17 protein-coding genes are annotated in these 19,801 nt (G+C 70.5%); 8 read left to right on the top strand and 9 right to left on the bottom strand.

Annotation, left to right across the window (positions count from 1 at the left end; genetic code table 11):
• Nucleotides 1-42 precede the first annotated feature (42 nt).
• The 5 genes from IF67_RS0131505 to IF67_RS0131485 form a co-directional block, all read right to left on the bottom strand.
• Nucleotides 43-1,170 (bottom strand): DUF475 domain-containing protein, encoded by a 1,128-nt coding sequence (locus IF67_RS0131505; protein WP_030991461.1) that lies wholly within the window; start codon nt 1,168-1,170, stop codon nt 43-45.
• Between the two features lie 53 nt (nt 1,171-1,223).
• A complete protein-coding gene (locus tag IF67_RS0131500) occupies nt 1,224-1,799 on the bottom strand; it encodes a TerD family protein (RefSeq protein ID WP_030991459.1) in 576 nt (191 codons plus the stop codon).
• 185 nt (nt 1,800-1,984) lie between these two features.
• Nucleotides 1,985-2,560 carry a TerD family protein gene (locus tag IF67_RS0131495; protein WP_030991457.1) on the bottom strand — a complete coding sequence of 192 codons (576 nt, stop codon included), beginning with the start codon at nt 2,558-2,560 and terminating at the stop codon, nt 1,985-1,987.
• Between the two features lie 171 nt (nt 2,561-2,731).
• A complete protein-coding gene (locus IF67_RS0131490) occupies nt 2,732-3,190 on the bottom strand; it encodes a peroxiredoxin (RefSeq protein WP_030991456.1) in 459 nt (152 codons plus the stop codon).
• Nucleotides 3,191-3,339: 149 nt separating this feature from the next.
• Complete coding sequence (locus IF67_RS0131485) at nt 3,340-3,771, bottom strand: DUF3052 domain-containing protein (RefSeq protein WP_030991454.1); 432 nt, start codon at nt 3,769-3,771, stop codon at nt 3,340-3,342.
• 516 nt (nt 3,772-4,287) lie between these two features.
• On the opposite strand from IF67_RS0131485, the gene aceE reads away from it, so the two are divergent.
• Nucleotides 4,288-7,020 carry a pyruvate dehydrogenase (acetyl-transferring), homodimeric type gene (aceE, locus tag IF67_RS0131480; protein WP_030991452.1) on the top strand — a complete coding sequence of 911 codons (2,733 nt, stop codon included), beginning with the start codon at nt 4,288-4,290 and terminating at the stop codon, nt 7,018-7,020.
• Between the two features lie 128 nt (nt 7,021-7,148).
• On the opposite strand, the gene IF67_RS0131475 is transcribed toward aceE, so the two are convergent.
• On the bottom strand, nt 7,149-7,568 hold the full coding sequence (locus tag IF67_RS0131475) for a peptidase inhibitor family I36 protein (protein ID WP_030991450.1): 420 nt from the start codon (nt 7,566-7,568) through the stop codon (nt 7,149-7,151).
• 577 nt (nt 7,569-8,145) lie between these two features.
• Complete coding sequence (locus tag IF67_RS0131470) at nt 8,146-9,747, bottom strand: MFS transporter (RefSeq protein WP_030991449.1); 1,602 nt, start codon at nt 9,745-9,747, stop codon at nt 8,146-8,148.
• A gap of 115 nt (nt 9,748-9,862) precedes the next feature.
• On the opposite strand from IF67_RS0131470, the gene IF67_RS0131465 reads away from it, so the two are divergent.
• The 7 genes from IF67_RS0131465 (at nt 9,863) to IF67_RS0131435 (ending at nt 18,045) form a co-directional block, all read left to right on the top strand.
• Nucleotides 9,863-10,528: a TetR/AcrR family transcriptional regulator gene (locus tag IF67_RS0131465; protein WP_030991447.1), complete on the top strand. Its 666-nt coding sequence runs from the start codon at nt 9,863-9,865 to the stop codon at nt 10,526-10,528.
• Between the two features lie 245 nt (nt 10,529-10,773).
• Entirely contained in the window at nt 10,774-11,988 is a 1,215-nt protein-coding gene (locus IF67_RS0131460; protein WP_030991445.1) for an alpha/beta hydrolase, read from the top strand.
• Nucleotides 11,989-12,196: 208 nt separating this feature from the next.
• Nucleotides 12,197-13,075: a DUF4429 domain-containing protein gene (locus IF67_RS0131455; RefSeq protein WP_030991443.1), complete on the top strand. Its 879-nt coding sequence runs from the start codon at nt 12,197-12,199 to the stop codon at nt 13,073-13,075.
• Between the two features lie 189 nt (nt 13,076-13,264).
• Nucleotides 13,265-14,641 carry a sensor histidine kinase gene (locus IF67_RS0131450; RefSeq protein ID WP_234341453.1) on the top strand — a complete coding sequence of 459 codons (1,377 nt, stop codon included), beginning with the start codon at nt 13,265-13,267 and terminating at the stop codon, nt 14,639-14,641.
• Nucleotides 14,638-15,318, top strand: coding sequence for a response regulator (locus IF67_RS0131445; RefSeq protein ID WP_030991439.1), 681 nt, complete (start codon nt 14,638-14,640; stop codon nt 15,316-15,318). Before IF67_RS0131450 ends, IF67_RS0131445 begins: the two co-directional genes overlap by 4 nt.
• Before the next feature lie 205 nt (nt 15,319-15,523).
• Entirely contained in the window at nt 15,524-16,690 is a 1,167-nt protein-coding gene (locus IF67_RS0131440) for an alpha/beta hydrolase (RefSeq protein WP_030991437.1), read from the top strand.
• A 116-nt stretch (nt 16,691-16,806) separates the two neighbouring features.
• Nucleotides 16,807-18,045, top strand: a complete 1,239-nt coding sequence (locus IF67_RS0131435) for an acyltransferase family protein (RefSeq protein ID WP_030991435.1) — start codon at nt 16,807-16,809, stop codon at nt 18,043-18,045.
• A 148-nt stretch (nt 18,046-18,193) separates the two neighbouring features.
• Here the strand turns inward: IF67_RS0131435 and IF67_RS0131430 are convergent, their stop codons facing one another.
• On the bottom strand, nt 18,194-19,219 hold the full coding sequence (locus IF67_RS0131430) for an aldo/keto reductase (protein WP_030991434.1): 1,026 nt from the start codon (nt 19,217-19,219) through the stop codon (nt 18,194-18,196).
• A gap of 7 nt (nt 19,220-19,226) precedes the next feature.
• Nucleotides 19,227-19,712: a MerR family transcriptional regulator gene (locus tag IF67_RS0131425; protein WP_030991433.1), complete on the bottom strand. Its 486-nt coding sequence runs from the start codon at nt 19,710-19,712 to the stop codon at nt 19,227-19,229.
• Between the last annotated feature and the right edge of the window lie 89 nt (nt 19,713-19,801).

Below are 19,801 nucleotides of genomic sequence, written 5' to 3'. Positions count from 1 at the left end.
TCAGGGCCGCCCCGCAGAGAGCGTTCCTCAATCAGCGTCGCGTCACACTCCGCGCGCGACTTCCGACTGCGCTTCCGAGGATTCCCCCGGTTTGCCCTCCCGCCGGTTCCGGATCACGGACGAAGCGAAGGAGAGACCGATCAGCCCGATGCCCACCAGGCCGGTGACGACCTCGGGGATCTCGTACCTGATCGTGGCCAGCAAGATGACGGCCAGCGCGCCGATCGCGTAGTGGGCGCCGTGCTCCAGGTAGACGTAGTCGTCCAGGGTCCCCTTGCGGACCAGGAAGACCGTCAGCGAACGGATGTACATCGCGCCGATGCCCAGACCCAGCGCCATCATGAAGATGTCGTTGGTGATGGCGAAGGCACCGATGACGCCGTCGAAGGAGAAGGACGCGTCGATGACCTCGAGGTAGAGGAACATGAAGAACGCGGCCTTGCCGGCCAGGCCCACGACCGCGCCGTTGCCCGTCTTCGCGGGAGCCGCCGCGGTTTCCTCGCTCTCCTCGTCCGCGTCCTCCAGCTTGTCCTCGAAGTAGCCGGAGATACCGGCGACGACGAGATACGTGATGAGGCCCGCGACCCCGGCCAGCAGGACCGTGGCGCTCTTGTCACCGGCGCCGTGCGCGGCTTCGGTGGCCACCGTCATCGCGCTCACCAGCAGGACGACCAGCGCGATGATCACCGACAGCGTGTCGAGCTTGCCCAGCTTGGCCATGGGCTTCTCGATCCACGACAGCCACTTGTAGTCGCGCTCCTCGAATATGAAGTCGAGGAAGATCATCAGCAGGAAGATGCCGCCGAAGGCCGCGATGGCGGGGTGGGCGCTGGTGACCAGTTCCTGGTACTGCGCCTTGTCGTTGATGGCGAGGTTGACCGCCTCGATCGGTCCCAGCTTCGCGGTGATCGCGACAATGACGACCGGGAACACCAGCCGCATGCCGAACACCGCGACGAGGATGCCGACGGTGAGGAAGATCTTCTGCCAGAAGGCGTTCATCTTGCGCAGGATGCCTGCGTTGATGACGGCATTGTCGAACGAGAGCGAGATCTCCAGGATGGACAGGATCCCGACAATCGCGAGCCCTTGCCACCCCCAGAGCACGCCCGCCAAGGCGAGGCCGGCCACCGTGATGGCGAACGACCAGCCAAAGGTTTTCAGGAGCACTGCCTACCCAATCCCTCGCTGTATGGGGTCCCCCGCGCGGTGCGCGCGGCGCTTTACGAAACGTTGACCCCGAAGTCTAGAGCGATGCCCCGCAGGCCTGACGCGTACCCCTGTCCTACTGCCCGGAACTTCCATTCGCCGTTGTAGCGGTACACCTCGCCGAAGATCATCGCGGTTTCGCCGGAGGCGTCCTCGCTGAGGTCGTAACGGGCGAGTTCACAGCCGTCGGCCTGATTGACGATGCGGATGAAGGCATTGCTGACCTGGCCGAAGCTCTGGCCGCGCGCATCGGCCTCATGGATCGAGACCGGAAAGACGATCTTGTCGACCTGCTCGGGCACCTGCGAGAGATCCAGCAGGACCGACTCGTCGTCGCCCTCACCCTCACCGGTGAGGTTGTCCCCGGTGTGCTCGACGGAGCCCTCGGGGCTCTTGAGGTTGTTGTAGAAGACGAAGTACTCGTCCCCCAGCACCCGCCCCGACTGACACAGCAGCGCGCTGGCGTCGAGATCGAACGGTGCGCCGGTCGTGGACCGCGCGTCCCAGCCGAGGCCGACCATGATCTGTGTGAGATTCGGAGCGGCCTTGGAAAGCGAGACATTGCCCCCCTTGGCAAGCGTGACACTCATCGTTCGCTTCCTCCCCGGTGTCGGTGCGGGCCGTGTCCGGCGCGGCCCATAACCCTTCGAGCGCGTCCGGCGCCGCACTCCCCGGGCAGGGGCGTACGGCGCCGGACGCGGTCACTCTTGGCCGGGCAGCGGCTGCGGCATCGCTGCCCGGTCCGGACGTCGACGATCAGATGGCGATCTGTCGGTCAGACGTTGACGCCGAAGTCCTGCGCGATGCCGCGCAGACCCGAGGCGTAGCCCTGGCCGATGGCCCGGAACTTCCACTCGGCGCCGTTGCGGTACAGCTCGCCGAAGACCATGGCGGTCTCGGTCGAGGCGTCCTCGCTCAGGTCGTAGCGGGCCAGCTCGACGTTGTCGGCCTGGTTGACCACGCGGATGAAGGCGTTACGGACCTGGCCGAAGCTCTGCTGGCGGGTCTCGGCGTCGTAGATCGACACCGGGAAGACGACCTTGGAGACATCGGCCGGCACCGCGGCCAGATTCACCTTGATCTGCTCGTCGTCGCCTTCGCCCTCACCGGTGATGTTGTCGCCGGTGTGCTCGACCGAACCGTCGGGGCTCTTCAGGTTGTTGAAGAACACGAAGTTCTGGTCGTTGGCCACCTTGCCCTGGTCGTTCGCCAGCAGGGCGCTGGCGTCCAGGTCGAAGTCCGTACCGGTGGTCGTACGCGCATCCCAGCCCAGACCGACGACGACGGCGGTCAGATTGGGGGCTTCCTTCGTCAGCGAGACGTTGCCGCCCTTGCTGAGGCTGACTCCCACGAGTCCTCCCATAGATTCGAGGGGTACGTAAAGATTTGCGCCCCCATCGTGCATGGCATCGGATCAACGAATTGATCCTAGTGACCGGTTCCCGCCGATCGCAGGTATCGCACCTGGATCGGTGCGGATGTCGGCCAGGCGGGCGCGGCGATGCCTGGGGGCGCGCCCGTCTCAGAGGGTGTCGAGCGCCTTGGCGTACTCGTTCAGGTCGCGGGCGTCGGGCAGGCCGTTGACGACCGTCCAGCGCACCACGCCCTCCTTGTCGATGATGAACGTGCCGCGCACCGCGCAGCCCTTCTCCTCGTCGAAGACGCCGTACGCACGCGAGGCCTCGCCGTGCGGCCAGAAGTCCGACAGGAGCGGGTACTCCAGGCCCTCCTGCTCGGCGAAGACGCGCAGCGAGAACGGGGAGTCGTTGGAGACGGCCAGCAGCTGGACGTCGTCGTTGACGAACTTCGGCAGCTCGTCACGGAGCGCGCAGAGCTCGCCGGTGCAGACACCGGTGAAGGCGAAGGGGTAGAAGAGGAGGACGACGGCCTTCTCGCCGCGGAAGTCGGAGAGCCTGACCAGCTCGCCGTGCTGGTTCTTCAGCTCGAAATCCGGAGCCTTCGTGCCGACCTCGATCGCCATGGGGTGCTTCCCTTCCGCTCACTCGCAACAGGACGCGACCAACCCTACGCGCCGGGGTGCACGTCCGGGGAACCTGTCCTGAACAGGGCGGAGCCCCCTCCGGAACAGGGCGGAGGGGGCTCGGTGGCGAATATTGGGGACGGTACGGCTCAGCGCTTGCCGGCCTTGGGGGTGACCAGTCGGCTGCCGGCCCAGTCCTTGCCCGCGTTGATGCTCTTGGTCTGGGACAGACCCGCGGTCTGCGCGGCCTCATTGATGTCGCTCGGCTCGACGTAGCCGTCGCGGCCGGTCTTCGGGGTCAGCAGCCAGATCTGCCCGCCCTCGTCGATCAGCCCGATGGCGTCCACCAGCGCGTCCGTGAGGTCGCCGTCCTCGTCGCGGAACCACAGCAGAACGACGTCACACACGTCGTCGTAGTCCTCGTCGACGAGTTCCTGGCCGATCACGGTCTCAATGCCTTCGCGGAGATCCCGATCGACGTCGTCGTCGTATCCGATCTCCTGGACCACCTGTCCGGGCTCGAACCCCAGCCTGGCGGCAGGGTTGGTCCGCTCCTCCGCGTGGTCCGCGGTCGCGCTCACGGATTGCCTCCTGTCATGTTTCGGAAATGCTCGGGGACCCCGCGCGTGCGCGGAGCATTGGGCGTAGTCCACACGGGCCGGGCGGATCGCGCAAGTACCCGGCGGTTCAGACCGCCGAAACGGTGACGTTTGGAGGCGTCTCGCCGCAAGCGCGACCCCAGCAGGCCAGGCTGAAGTGATTCACACCACAGCTTTCTGTGAAGTTTATCGGGTACTCGCGCCGGACTGGTCCCTTCGGGGGGCGGCGGCCGGTTCCGGACCTGATTTCGGGTGCCGCACGTCCGTACGCGAAGCACTTTCGACATGGGCGTATGGTTGCGATTTGGCCGACCCGAGAAATCGGCCTTTTCAGCGCCATCTCTCTACGGATGGGTTACCCATCAGTAGAGGTGACGTATCCCTGTGGCTCGGTACACGATGGAAGACGGCGCGACACCAAGGCAGCGACAGCATTCGTCCCGTGTGCAGCATCAATAGTTTGCGAAGCACGACACGAACCGAACACGAAGGAACAGCGTGGCTTCCGGATCCGATCGAAACCCGATCATCATTGGCGGCCTTCCCAGCCAGGTCCCGGACTTCGATCCCGAAGAGACCCAGGAATGGCTCGACTCGCTCGACGCAGCCGTCGACGAGCGGGGCCGGGAACGTGCCCGCTACCTCATGCTCCGCCTGATCGAGCGTGCGCGCGAGAAGCGTGTGGCCGTGCCCGAGATGCGCAGCACGGACTACGTCAACACCATCGCGACCAAGGACGAGCCGTTCTTCCCGGGCAACGAGGAGATCGAGCGCAAGGTCCTGAACGCGACCCGCTGGAACGCCGCCGTGATGGTCTCGCGCGCCCAGCGTCCGGGCATCGGCGTCGGCGGCCACATCGCCACCTTCGCCTCCTCCGCCTCCCTCTACGACGTGGGCTTCAACCACTTCTTCCGGGGCAAGGACGAGGGTGACGGCGGCGACCAGATCTTCTTCCAGGGCCATGCCTCGCCCGGTGTCTACGCCCGCGCGTTCCTCCTGGACCGGCTGACCGAGCCGCAGCTCGACGCCTTCCGGCAGGAGAAGTCCAAGGCTCCCAACGGCCTGTCCAGCTACCCGCACCCGCGGCTGATGCCGGACTTCTGGGAGTTCCCGACCGTCTCGATGGGCCTCGGCCCGCTCGGCGCGATCTACCAGGCGCGGATGAACCGCTACATGGAGGCGCGCGGTATCGCCGACACCTCCAAGTCGCACGTATGGGCCTACCTCGGCGACGGCGAGATGGACGAGCCCGAGTCGCTCGGCCAGCTGTCCATCGCCGCCCGTGAGGGCCTGGACAACCTGACCTTCGTCGTGAACTGCAACCTCCAGCGCCTCGACGGCCCGGTCCGCGGCAACGGCAAGATCATGCAGGAGCTGGAGTCGCAGTTCCGCGGCGCCGGCTGGAACGTCATCAAGCTGGTGTGGGACCGCAGCTGGGACCCGCTGCTCGGGCAGGACCGCGACGGCATCCTGGTCAACAAGCTCAACAGCACGCCCGACGGTCAGTTCCAGACGTACGCCACCGAGACCGGTGCGTACATCCGCGACCACTTCTTCGGCGACGACCAGCGGCTGCGCGCGATGGTCGAGAACATGACCGACGACCAGATCCTGCACCTGGGCCGCGGCGGTCACGACCACAAGAAGATCTACGCGGCGTATGCGGCGGCCAAGGCCCACAAGGGCCAGCCGACGGTGATCCTCGCGCAGACCGTCAAGGGCTGGACGCTCGGCCCGAACTTCGAGGGCCGCAACGCGACCCACCAGATGAAGAAGCTGACGGTCGCGGACCTCAAGGGCTTCCGTGACCGGCTGCACCTGCCGATCCCGGACAAGGACCTGGAGGACGGCCTGCCGCCGTACTACCACCCGGGCCGCAACTCCGAAGAGATCCAGTACATGCACGACCGCCGCAAGGGGCTGGGGGGCTATGTGCCCACCCGTGTCGTGCGCGCCAAGCCGCTCCAGCTGCCGGACGACAAGGCCTATGCGGGTGCCAAGAAGGGCTCGGGGCAGCAGAAGATCGCCACGACCATGGCGTTCGTCCGTGTCCTGAAGGACCTCATGCGGGACAAGGAGATCGGCAAGCGCTTCGTGCCGATCGCGCCCGACGAGTACCGCACCTTCGGCATGGACGCGTTCTTCCCGTCGGCCAAGATCTACAACCCGCTGGGCCAGCAGTACGAGTCGGTCGACCGCGAACTGCTCCTTGCCTACAAGGAGTCGCCGACCGGCCAGATGCTGCACGACGGCATCACCGAGGCGGGCTGCACCGCGTCGCTGATCGCGGCGGGCTCGGCCTATGCTACGCACGGCGAGCCGCTGATCCCGGTCTACGTCTTCTACTCGATGTTCGGGTTCCAGCGCACCGGCGACCAGTTCTGGCAGATGGCCGACCAGCTCGCACGCGGCTTCGTGCTCGGCGCGACCGCCGGCCGTACGACGCTGACCGGTGAGGGTCTCCAGCACGCCGACGGCCACTCCCAGCTGCTGGCCTCGACCAACCCGGCCTGTGTCGCCTACGACCCGGCCTACGGCTACGAGATCGCGCACATCGTCAAGGACGGTCTGCGGCGGATGTACGGCGAGAACGCCGAGGACATCTTCTACTACCTGACCGTCTACAACGAGCCGATCCAGCACCCGGCGGAGCCGGCGGACGCCGACGTCGAGGGCATCCTCAAGGGTCTGCACCGCATCAAGGCCGGTGAGAAGGGCGAGCACGCGGCCCAGATCCTCGCCTCCGGTGTCGCGGTGCCGTGGGCGGTCGAGGCCCAGCAGATCCTCGCGGACGAGTGGAACATCAAGGCCGATGTCTGGTCGGCGACGTCCTGGAACGAGCTGCGCCGCGATGCGGTGGAGATCGAGGAGCACAACCTTCTGCACCCGGAGGAGGAGCAGCGCGTCCCGTATGTGACGCAGAAGCTCCAGGACGCCGAGGGCCCGAAGGTCGCGGTCTCTGACTGGATGCGGTCCGTGCCGGACCAGATCGCGCGCTGGGTTCCCGGCACGTACCAGTCGCTGGGCGCCGACGGCTTCGGCTTCGCGGACACCCGTGGTGCGGCCCGTCGCTTCTTCCACATCGACACGCAGTCCATCGTCCTTGGCGTGCTCACCGAGCTCGCCAAGGAGGGCAAGGTCGACCGGTCGCTGCTGAAGCAGGCGATCGACCGCTACCAGCTCCTGGACGTCTCGGCCGCCGAAGCCGGAGAGGCCGGCGGCGACGCCTGATCTCTCCGCGGCCGTCCGCCGCATCCCTTCCGCCGCGCCCCCCGACCAGCGTTCTCCGCCGGTCGGGGGGCGCGGCGCCGTGCGGTGGGGCCGGAGGGTGCGTACAGGGCGGCCGGCGGGCGGCCGGCTCAGCGCTCCCACACCTTGAACGCCCGTACCTGGTAGGGCGACCGGGGCACCCAGCTGCCGCCGCCCGGGTAGGTGTCGAACTCGGCGGTCTCGGCGCATTCCGCGCTCTGGTAGGTGGTGACCGGCCGGCCCGTGCGGTTGGCGAGCGCGGCGGCGCTGGTGTTCCCGGGCAGCCGGACACAGCTCTCGATGTCGGTGTCGGACAGCTCGTAGGTGCGCCGCTCGCCGCCGAAGTCGGCCTTCGGCCAGAGGCACAGCTGTCCGGCCGCGCAGTCGCCCGAGGCGGCCGCGGTACGGCCGCCGCCGGCCGCGTGTGCGGCGGGGGTGCCGAGGGCGGGCGGGACGGCGAGGGCCGCGGTGAGCGCGGCGAGGCCGGTGAGGAGCGCGGTGGTGTGGGACGTGCGCAGACGCAGACGCATAGGAATCTCCCCCGTGAAGTACGACGATGGCGTCCCGCTGCGGGCGGTCTGCCCGCGGCGGGGTGCTGCGTGTCGAGCTTCGCGAGGGTGCGGCGCGGTTGCCAAGGCCGTGGCGGGGCCGCCACCCGGATCAGGTATGTGGATACGCGCAACGGCGCGGAGCGGGGCGCCGGTGCACGGCGTTGACGGAGGGGAGGGAGCGGCGGGCCGACTGCGGAAACCGTTCGTCCCCTGGCCTGCCGGGGTTCGGGAGGGGGCGCGCCGCCCCTGGAGGCGGCCGGTGCCCGGTCCGGTTCCCGGAAGGGCTCATCCGGATGAGGGATGCGGCGCTCCGGCGGCGGCCAACTGCCGCGGGGCGCACGGCGGGAGGGGCCGGGAGCGGTCCGGGACGGCCGGTTGACGCCCGGTGCTGACGGCGGCACGCGACGGCGCGCGGCCGGACGAGGAAAGAAGCCTCGTGCCTGCCGCGCGCCGGGCGCCGCGCACTGATGCCGGTCGTGCCTCGCGCCGCGGACCGTGCCACGCCCCGCAGCGAGTACCCGGCCGCGGTTCCTGTGCCGTACGGCCGGGACGCCGGTCAGATGTGGCCGACGCCGGCGCCCGCCTCGGCGTTCGCGCCACGCTTGGTGAAGACGGCGACGACGGCGGCGACGACCGCCACACCGCAGGCGACCGTGAAGGCCAGGCCCATGCCGGACACGAAGGTGTCGTGGGCGACGGACGTGATCTTCTGGGCGAACTCCGGCGGGGTGCCCTTCGGGACCGGCGCGATACCGGCCGAGACGGCGTCCGCCGCCTGGGACATCTTCGCGGGCGGGACCGGCGGGAGGCCGGCCGACTTCCAGTTGCCCGGGAGGTCGTTGTCGACGCGGGAGGCCATCACCGCGCCGAGCACGGCCGTACCGAGGCTGCCGCCGACCTGCATCGCGGCCTGCTGGAGACCGCCGGCGACGCCGGAGAGCTCCAGCGGGGCGTTGCCGACGATGACCTCGGTGGCGCCGACCATGACGGGCGCCAGGCCCAGGCCGAGCAGCGCGAACCACAGGGACATCGGGCCGGTGCTGCTGTGGGTGTCGAGGCCGGACATGCCGTACATGGCGACGGCGGTGAGGACCATGCCGCCGACCAGCGGGATGCGCGGGCCGAACTTGGTGATCAGGGCGCCGGCCAGCGGCGAGCCGACGATCATCATGCCCGTGAGCGGAAGGAGGTGCAGACCGCTGTCGACGGGGGTCATCCCGTGGACGTTCTGGAGGTAGAACGTCACGAAGAACAGGCCGCCCATGAAGGCGAAGGCCATCAGCACCATCAGGACGGTGCCGGCGGTGAGCGGCAGGGAGCGGAACATCCGCAGCGGGATGAGCGGTTCGCGGACCTTGGTCTCCAGCACGGCGAACAGCGCGAAGAGGACCACCGCGCCGATCAGGAAGCCCCAGGTCTTCATGTCGCCCCAGCCCCATTCCGACGCCTTGATCAGCGGCCAGATGAAGCAGAACATCGCTCCGGAGAGCAGCACGATGCCCGGGATGTCGAACGAGCGCGGGGCGTTCTGCGCGCGGTGGTCCTTGAGGATCACCAGGCCGAGAACCAGGGCCAGCACGCCGACCGGGACGTTGATGAAGAACACGGACTGCCAGTTGACGTGCTCGACCAGCAGTCCGCCGACTATCGGGCCGCCGGCGGTGGAGGCCCCGATGACCATGCCCCAGATGCCGATGGCCATGTTGAGCTTCTCGGCCGGGAAGGTGGCGCGCAGCAGGCCCAGCGCGGCGGGCATCAGCAGCGCGCCGAACAGGCCTTGCAGCACGCGGAAGGCGATGACCAGCGAGACCTCGTGGGAGAACCCGATCGCGCCGGAGGCGGCGGCGAAGCCGAGGATGCCGATGAGGAAGGTCTGGCGGTGGCCGAAGCGGTCACCGAGCTTGCCCGCCGTGATGAGTGAGACGGCCAGCGCGAGCATGTAGCCGTTGGTGATCCACTGCACGTCGGCGAGCGAGGCGCCGAGATCTTCCTTGATGGCGGGGTTGGCGATGGCGACGATCGTGCCGTCCAGGGCGACCATCATGACGCCGATGGCGACGGAGAAGAGGGTCAGCCACGGATGGCCGCGCAGCCCCTTCGGGGGCTCCGGTGCGGGAAGGTCCGGCGCAGCGACGGCAACCGGGGTCTGAGAACTCATACGACGAGGCTAATGTCAGCCACTGACAGTTGACAAAGCAATTCATGAGTCGGTAACTGTCATCTCGCTCACAGGTAACCTGAGCAGCGAGAACACCACGGAGAGGCGGCTCAGGATGGCGACCCCGACGCCGCATACGGCACCCACGGGCCTGCGAGAACGCAAGAAGCAGCGCACCCGCGACGCGCTGATCCGCGCGGCGCTCGAACTGTTCACGGAGCAGGGCTACGAGGCGACGACGATCGACGAGATCGCGGAGACGGTGGATGTCTCCCAGCGGACGTACTTCCGCTACTTCGCCAACAAGGAGGACGTCACCTTCGCCGTCCAGGAAATGGTCGAGGCCCGCTTCCTCGACGAGCTGCGCGCGCGGCCCGCGGCGGAGGCGCCGCTCATCGCCCTGCGCAGCGCCGTGATGGTGGCCTGGGACGACATCGGCAGCGCGATCGAGTCGGTGATCCCGGTGGAGCTGTACATGCGCTCGTTCCAGATGATCGAGTCGACGCCCGCGCTGGTCGCCGCGCATCTGCGGCGCTCCTCCGAGCTGGAGGAGCAGATAGCGCGGCTGATCGCCGGGCGCGAGGGGCTGGACGTGGACGCCGATCCGCGGCCGCGGGTGCTGGTCGCCGCGTTCAGCGGGGTGATGCGGGTGGCGGGCAAGGTGTGGGGCGAGGGGCAGGACTGCACCGTGGCGTCCATCCGCGAGCTGACCCGGTCCTATCTGGACCACCTCGGGCCGGCGATGGACGACGACTGGCGGACGGGGCGAGGACACCGCTGACAGGCCCGGCGAGCGGGCCCGGCGGCCGGCCCGCCCGAAAGCCGGCCCGCGCCGATGATCCCACTCTCCGTAACGGAAATCCACCGCTAAGCGATCATTTCCGTTGTCCCATGAGACCGCCTATGCACGGCTGAGCACCGGAAACGACCGACAAGTGTCCGGTTTGGTCGAAATACCCACTGTGGAACGTGATCTCACTCACGGTCACAGCGAGCAGCCTGCCGCGTCTCCTAGGGTGGCTCGCGGTGACTTCCTTCCCGGCCCTCGGCCCCTCCTCCAGCTTCCTCCAGTCCTCCCCGTGGCGCGCCACGCTCGCCCTGGCGGTGGTGTTCGTGATGCTTGCCACGACCGGCTGGACTGCCGTGAGAGGTACCAAGGGAGACGCCAACCCGCTGGCCACCGCCAAGACCGCCTGGCAGCACGCCACCTTCCACGGCCGTCCGCTGCCCGACGCGGGCGGTTCGCCGGCCGCGCTGCGGGCCTTCTTCGCCACGCTCGGCCGGGCCGAGAAGCGGCAGCTCGCCGACCGCTATCCGCTGGTCGTGGGCAATATGAACGGCGCCCCCGTGAAGCTGCGCTACCGCGCCAACCGGATGGCCATCGACGACGCCCGCCGCATCGAGAAACAGCGGACCGGCGACCACCGGCTCACGCCCGTCGGCCGTCAGGAAGCGGGCCGGCTGATGCACCGCCTCGAGTCGATGATGAGTTCCGGCCGGCAGATCCTGGCCTTTGATCCGGCGGGCGGGGGCCGGGCCGCCGAGGTCTTCGGCAACCTCCCGGCGGCACAACGCGTCTCGGTCGTGGTGCCCGGTGTGGACACCAACCTCTCCACCTTCGAGCGCACCGCGCGGGCGAACACCGCCCCTGTCGGCATGGCGCAATCCCTCTACGGCGCCGAGCGCGAGGCCCGGCCCGGCACCCGTACCGCGGTGATCGCCTGGGCCGACTACACCTCACCGGCCGGCATGGGCGTCGAGGCCGCCACCGGGCAGCTCGCCGAGGCCGGTGCGGTCCGGCTGCGCGCCCTGGTGGACTCGCTGCCCTCCTCCGACACCGTCTCGCTGTTCTGCCACAGCTACGGGTCCGTGGTGTGCGGCGTCGCGGCCCGTGACCTGCCGTCCAACGTCGAGGACATCGCGGTGGCCGGCAGCCCCGGCATGCGGGCCGGGAGCCGCGCAGGACTGGGCACCCATGCCCGTGTCTGGGCCATGCGGGACTCCGACGACTGGATCCAGGACGTGCCCTACCTGGAGGTCGGCGGTCTCGGCCACGGCGCCGACCCGGTCGACCCGTCCTTCGGCTCCCGGATCCTGTCGGCCGACGGCGCCGTCGGGCACGCCGGCTACTTCGCGCCGGGCACCGGCAGCCTGCGCAACTTCGCCCTGCTCGGGGTCGGCGCGACCGGCACGGTCGCCTGCGCCTCCGCCGACCCGCACTGCCGCTCGGACCTGCTCTGAGGCCGCAAGGCCCGACGACCGGCGGGCCGCGGGCACGGCCCGGCGCCCGGGGACGGGCCGTGCCCGCGGGAACCGTCCGCGGCGCCCGGGACGTCCACGAGGCAAGGGACGAGGCGGGAGGCCGGAGCGAGGCGCGCGGCTCCGGCAGACGCCCCCGAGCTTTCCGGAAGGGGGACGGGCGGGCAACCGCCCGCATACGATGAGCCGCATGGGTGATGTGCTGGCGGGTTTTCATGCCGTCTGGGAGTTCGACACGGACTCCGTACTCATCCGCTTCGAACGGGGAATCCGTAAGCCGAAGCTGTTCCAGGCGCTCGGCGAGCGACGCATTCCGTACGAGGCGCTGAGCTCCGTCGAAGTGACCGGGGGCAGACGCGGCACGGTGGTGCTGCACGCCGTGCCCCGGCCCGGCGCCGATCCTTTGATGGAGGCGGCGGACGGGCAGCTCAAGGAGGACTCCGACCCGTACCGGCTGGTGCTGCCGGCCGAGCGCGAGACGCTGGCCGAGTACTACGCCGACGAGCTGCGCACGGTGCTCGGCCCCGACGCGAAGGAGCCCGCCGACCGCCATCTGGTAGCCGCGCCGGAGCCACCGCTGCACTTCAAGGCGTACGACGGCAAGGCGTCCTTCGACGGGCGTTCGGTCGCCTTCCGGTGGTTCTGGACGGGCGCGTCCTCGGCGAAATGGAAGTGCGGCGACCAGAGCTTCACGGTCGGCGAGCTGGCCGGGGTCGAGTGGCGGTCACCGGAGATCCTCAACGGCTATCTGCGCCTGCTGGAGCGCGGCGCCCACGAGCCGGGAACGGGCGAGCCGGACCAGGATCCGGCCGCGGTGGTGTTCGGACTGGGCTACGGCCTCGTTCATGAGTCGCTGCCGTTCGCGGCCGCGGTGCTCCAGGCCGTACGTGCCGCCGAACCGGAACAGGACACGCCGGAGGGCGAGCCGCGCCGCCGGACCGGGGACGCGCGCCGGGACCCCGCCGATATCGCGGACCGGATACGGCACCTCGGTGAGCTGCACGGGGCCGGCCTGCTGACCGACGACGAGTTCAGCACGAAGAAGGCCGAGCTGCTGGCGGAGCTTTAGGGCCTGTCCGGACAACACCCAGGGCACTTCACGGATCATGGCGGCTCGGCTCCCTGAGTTTGCGGGGAAGCGTTGCGGGACGTGCCGGAGCCGGGGACCGGCCGGGGGACTCATACCGTGGTAGGGGGTGGAAGCCCGGACCCTGGTATGACGCCGTGGCCGCCGGGCTCCGCTTAGATGGAGGGCGCGATGAGCGGACCCTCTCCCACCCCAGCACACGAGCCGACCCGTCAACGGGTGCTGCGCGCCGCACGGCAGGCGCTGCACGTCCTCGTCGTCGAACTCGGCACCCCGACCGAGCCCGGCACCCCGCTGTTCGGCAGCGTCCAGAAGCCCTGGCTGCGCCGGCTGCCGTATCTCGTCGCGTTCGGGTTCGCGGTGTCCCTGCTGCCGACGACGATCACCATCCTCAGCCACGACTACGGCTTGGACGGCGGACTCGCCAGCGCGCTGGCCACGGCGCAGACCGCGCCGCTGCTGCTCGCGGTGACCCGGCCGCTCCAGGCCTGGTGGGTGATCTTCACGGCGGACATCCTCTGTGCCCTGGCGCTCACCGGCTCGGACGGCGTCGCGGGCCGCGCCTGGCCCTGGCCGCCCATGGTGATCGTCGGATATCTCGCGCTGATGGTGGCGCTGTCGCTGCGCGAGCGCAGCCGCACCCTGATCGCCGTCTGGCTGACGACCGGCGTGGCGGGCATCCTCTTCGAACCGAGGGCACCGGACCGGAGCAACGGCACCTGGGTGCTGCTGTTCGTCCTCACCGGTGTGGTGCTGATGATGGGCGCCACGCTGCGGGAACGGGGCGACGCCCAGCGGAAGTTGATCGAGCAGGAGACCATCAGCGAGGCCGAGCGGGCCCGTCGCACGCTGCTGGAGGAGCGCACCCGCATCGCCCGTGAGCTGCACGATGTCGTCGCCCACCACATGTCGGTGATCACGGTCCAGGCGGACAGCGCCCCGTACCGCCTCAGCGGGCTTCCCCGGGAGGCCGAGGAGGAGTTCGGGTCGATCGCGGCGACCGCCCGCGAGTCGCTGGCGGAGATGCGCCGGCTGCTCGGGGTGCTGCGCAGCGAGGAGACGGAGCGGCACGGCGGCCCGGAGAAGGCTCCCCAGCCCGGTATCGGCATGCTGCCGAAGCTGGTCGAGGGGACCGTACGGGCGGGTGTACCGGTGGAGTTGTCGCTGCCCGAGGACCGGGTACCGCTCGAACCTGCGGTGGATCTGTCGGCGTACCGCATCGTGCAGGAGGCGCTGGCCAATGTCGTGCGGCATGCCCCGGGCGCCCGGACCCGGGTGTCGGTGACGACGGCGGCGGACGGCTCACGGCTGACCGTGCTGGTCGTCAACTCGCCGCCGCCCGCACCGTCCGCACCGTCCGCGCCGCTGGAGACCACCGGCACCGGCCATGGCCTCATCGGTATGCGGGAGCGGGTGCGGCTGGTGGACGGGTCGCTCGACACCGGGCCGCTCTCCGACGGCGGCTTCCGGGTCGCCGCGCAGCTCCCCCTCTCCCTGCCGCCCGCCCCGGCGGCTTCGCTTTCACCGAAGGACTCCGGCTCCGTATGACCACGCGCGTGATCATCGTCGACGACCAGGCCATGGTGCGCGCGGGCTTCGCCGCCCTCCTCGCCGCGCAGAGCGATGTCGAGGTGGTGGGCGATGCACCGGACGGTGTGCAGGGTGTGGAGCTGAGCCGTCGGACGCACCCCGATGTGGTGCTGATGGATGTCAGGATGCCGGAGATGGACGGTCTGGAGGCGGCCCGGCGGCTGCTCGATCCGCCTCCCGGTGTGCTGCACCGTCCGAAGGTGCTGATGCTGACCACCTTCGACGTGGACGACTACGTCTACGAGGCGCTGCGCGCGGGGGCGTCCGGGTTCCTGCTCAAGGATGCGCCGCCGGGCGATCTGATCTCCGCGGTCCGGGTCGTGGCGGCCGGGGAGGCGCTGCTCGCGCCGTCCGTGACGCGGCGGCTGATAGCCGACTTCGCCCGCCGGCGGCCGGCGCCCCGCAAGGGCCGGGACGCGCTCCGGCTGAAGGGGCTCACCCCGCGCGAGACGGAGGTCCTGGAGCTGATCGCCCGCGGTCTGTCCAACCAGGAGATCGCCGATGCGCTGATCGTCGCCGAACAGACCGTGAAGACCCATGTCAGCCGGGTGCTCGCCAAGTTGGCGCTGCGGGACCGTGCGCAAGCCGTGATCTTCGCGTACGAGTCGGGGCTGGTGTCGCCCGGGGAGCGGTAGAGGGGTAACGGGCGCGGTAGCAGCGGTAACGGGGACGGTGGCGCGCCCCTGACGGCCCCCTCCGCTCCGCTCCTCCTTGAGGACGAGGGAGGCCGCTCCCCCCGTACCCCGGTATCACCCGGCAGTTGGCTCTCCGGTGTGACGCCGCGTCATACGTCCTCTTCCTACGTTTCCCTCCGCCACACCAACGGGAGGGAACACCACCATGTCCAGGCTGCGAACCGTCGCTCGACGCGGTCGGCGTACCTTCATCGGCGCCGCGCTCGCGGTGGCCGTGGTCGCCGCCACCGGCGGCTGGGCGTTCGGCACCGCGCAGAGTGCCGTCACGGGCCCGGCGCCCGGCGCCGCCGCCTGGCGCGCCGACCGTTCCCTCGGCGTACGGCTGCCGGACCCGGCGACCGCACGGCCCGCCGATGTCGCCCGTTTCTTCGCCGCGCTGACGGACGGGCAGCGCCGGGCACTGGTGGCCCGGCACCCGCTCACCGTCGGCAATCTCGACGGTGCGCCCCCCGCTCTGCGGTACGCGGCCAACTCCCTTGCACTGAAGGCGGAACGGGACCGCCAGCTCGCCCGCGCCACCGATCCGGCCGGCACCTCCCAGGACCACCGGCGGGCCAGGAAGGCGGCCGCCCGCTGTGCCTCGCTGCTCTCCCCCGGCCGCCGGATTCTCGCCTTCGACCCCCGCGGCCGCGGCCAAGTGGCCGAGGTGTACGGCGACTTGGCCGCCGCCGGACGCACCGCCGTGATCGTGCCGGGCTCGGACATCGACCTCTCCTCCTTCGACCGTGCCAGGGACCCCTACGGCACTCCGGCCGGCATGGCCAGGTCGCTGCGGACCCGGCTGGGCGCCGACGCGCCCCGGGCCCGTACCGCGGTCATCGCCTGGGCGGGATACACCACGCCGGTCGGCATCGCGCCGGACGCCACCACCGGCCGGCTGGCCGACGCCGGAGCACCGCGGCTGGCCCGCTTCCTGTCCGGCCTGGCCGCCGTCGGCGCGCCGGCACCGGTCGTGCTGTGCCACAGCTACGGCTCGGTGGTCTGCGGGCTGGCCATACCGCAGCTGGACGGCGGCGGCATCGCCGACCTGGTCGTCTTCGGCTCCCCCGGTATCCGCCGGGACAACGTGGCGGAGCTGCACACCTCGGCCCGGGTCTGGGCGGCACGGGACGCCTCCGACTGGATCGGCGACATCCCGAACGTCGAACTGCTGGGCCTGGGCCACGGCGCGGATCCCACCGACCCCGCCTTCGGCGCCCGCCGGGTCCCCGCCGAGCGGGCCGTGGGCCACACCGGCTATCTCGCCCCCGGTACGGACTCCCTCCGCAACTTCGCCGCCATCGTGCTGGGCCGCTACGGCGCCGTGCACTGACACCGACGCGCCCGTGCGCCGGCCGCCGACGCACGCCTGCCGCCCCGGGAGGCCGTTCCTTCCCCGGCCCCTCCGCCGCTCCTCACCCCACCGGTCCAAGGACTCAAGGACGCCTCATGGACACCGCTTTCCTCGTGCGCCTCAAAGGCGCCGCCCGTACGACGGTCCGCACGATCGAGGACCGCACGCCCGCGGACCGCGACCGCGCCCTCGACGGGCTGCGCGCGCTGGCACTGCTCGCCGTGCCCGTCGGCCACTGGCTGATCGAGGGCTTCACCCGCGACGCCGACGGCGGGCTGCACAACACCAGCCTGCTGACGGCCTTCGGCGCGCTCTCGCCCGCCAGTTGGGTGTTGCAGATGCTGGGCATCTTCTTCCTGGTCGGCGGCCATGCGTCGGTGCTGTCGCTGCGGCGCGCCACCGAGCGGGGGGAGCCCACCGGGACCTGGCTGCGCGGCCGGATCGTCCGGCTGGGCCGCCCGGCGCTCGGGGTGACGGCCGTCTGGGCGATGCTGCTCCCGGTCCTGTACGGCCTGGGGGTGCCGGAGGCGACGCTGCGGACCGGGGCGACGCTGGTGATCCAGCCGCTGTGGTTCGTCGGTGTGTACGCGGCGGTCACCGCGCTGACGCCGTACTGCATGCGTGCCGCCCGGCGGACGGGCGCCTGGGCCGCAGCACCGCTGGCGGCAGCCGTGGCCGTCGTGGACTTCCTGCGCTACGGGCCGTTCGCCGACGCCATGCCGTCCTGGCTGAGTCTGCTCAATCTGCTGCCCGGCTGGCTGTTCGCGTATCAGCTCGGGGTCTCCTGGGGCGAGCGGCGGCTCGGCAGGCGCGCGGCCTGGTCGCTGCTGCTCGGCGGTGCCGCGCTGTTCGCCGCGCTGCTGCTGTTCTTCCACTACCCGGCGAGCATGGTCGGTGTCCCCGGTCAGGACCGGACGAACTCCCACCCGCCGTCGCTGCTGGTCCTGGCGCTGGCCGCCGCCCAGTCCGGCGCCGCCGTCCTGCTCCGTGAGCGGCTCGGCCGGCTCCTGCGGCGGTCTGCCCTGTGGGCACCGGTCACGATCGTCAATCTCTCCGCGATGACGGTCCTGTGCTGGCACCAGACGGCGATGCTCTCGGCGGCCGTGCCCGCGTCCTTCCTGGGCGGGGTCCCCGGGCTGACCGCGCCGCCCGCCGGCCTCGGCTGGCTCCTCGCCCGGCTCGCCTGGCTGCCGGTCTTCGCCGCGGCGCTGCTCCTCATCGGCCGCACCACCCGCCGCTTCGAGGCCCCCTGGACCGGTGTCACCCGGTCCCGCCGGGCTGCCGCGGCGCTGCTGGCCGCCGGGTTCGCGGTCTTCGCGCTGCGGCTGGCGTGAGTACCGCGTGAGTACCCGACGGGGCCCCGGGTGGGCGGCCGGTGCGGCACGGGCCGCCCGCCGCGGAATCCCCCGAGGCGGCCGGGCGGGCCACGGCGAAACGGGGCGGGGCAGGGCGGAAACCCTGCCCCGCCCCGTACGCGAGGTGTTACTCCCGTCCCGCCGAGGTGAGCGTCATGTCCGCGTACCGCGCCCCCGCGACCTGGCCGGCGATCGGCTCCAGCAGCGCCAGGTCCTGCTCGGTCAGCGCGATCCGGCCCGCCCCGGTGTTCTCCTCGACGCGGCTGCGCTTACGGGTGCCGGGGATCGGTACGACGGCCGGGCCGCGGGCCGCGGCCTGGTGCTGCAACCAGGCCAGCGCGATCTGGCCGAGGGTCGCGCCATGGGCGTCGGCGACCGTGCGGACGGGCTCCAGCAGCGCGGCGTTGGCCGTCGCGTTGTCGCCGGTGAAGCGGGGCTGGGTCCGCCGGAAGTCATCCTTCGTCAGCTCCTTGTCGGCGCTCACGAACGCACCGGTCAAAAAGCCCCGGCCGAGCGGCGAATACGGAACGAGGCCGACACCGAGCTCGGCCGCTGTCTGCACCACACCGTCCTCGATGTCCCGGCTGAACAGCGACCACTCGGACTGGAGCGCCGCGATCGGGTGCACGGCCTGCGCCGCGCGCAGCTCGGAGCCGGTCACCTCGCTCAGTCCCAGGTGCTTGACCTTGCCCTCGGCCACCAGCTCGGCCATGGCGCCGACCGATTCCTCCAGGGGGACGTCCACAGCGCGCCGGTGCATGTAGTAGAGGTCGATCTCGTCGACGCCCAGGCGCTTCAGGCTGCCCTCGACGGCCTGGCGGATGTACGGCCGGTCGTTGCGGATGACGCGCTTGTACGGGTTGTCCGGGTGGTCCGGGTCGGGGGATATCGCGAACTTGGTGGCCACCACGACCTCGTCGCGGTGCGCCTGGATGAACGGGGCGATGAACTTCTCGTTCTCCCCCATGCCGTACATGTCGGCCGTGTCGAAGAGCGTCACGCCCAGCTCCAGGGCCCGCTCCAGCGTGGCCCGTGCCTCGTCGGCGTCCGTCGGACCGTAGGCGAAACTCATGCCCATACAGCCGAGGCCCTGCACCCCGACCCGCGGTCCGCCGGTGCCCAGCTCGACCGTCTCGATCTTGTTGCTACCCATGGAGATCTCAGAACCTCTCGGACGCCCGACGGGCGTCGGCATAGATGTCGATCTTGTAGTCGAGTACGTCCAGCGTGCTCCGGAGCTCGGCTATCCGCTGCCGTACGTCCTCGCGATGCGCGGTCAGCAGCTGCTCCCGCTCGGCGAAGGTGCACTCCCCGGCCCGCACCAGCTCGGCGTAGCGGACCATGTCCGCGACCGGCATGCCGGTCAGCCGCAGCCTGGTCACCAGGCCCAGCCAGTCCAGATCGCGGTTGGTGAAGCGCCGCTGGCCGGTGTGGGTGCGGTCCACGTGCGGCATCAGGCCGATGCGCTCGTACCAGCGCAGGGTGTGCGCACTGAGCCCGGTGTGGTCCGCCACCTCACTGATCGTGTACTGGTCCCGGCCGGCGGGCCGCGGGTGCGAGAGCGTGGGGCCGCAGTCGCGCGGCCTCGCCGGCAGCCTCCCGGCCGCGGCCCCGCTCGTGACCCGTTCGCTCTGCGTTACCGTCATGCCCCGTCTCCCCTGTATCGCCGGATGTCTCCCGGCTTCTTCGCCGGGTGCCTCTCGACGTCCTCAACGCTAGAGACTTCGAGTGCACT

Source organism: Streptomyces sp. NRRL S-1813 (assembly GCF_000719605.1).
GTDB lineage: Bacteria > Actinomycetota > Actinomycetes > Streptomycetales > Streptomycetaceae > Streptomyces > Streptomyces decoyicus.
Note: the sequence above shows the minus strand (reverse complement) of the source record. Positions and strands in the feature narration are given on the sequence as shown.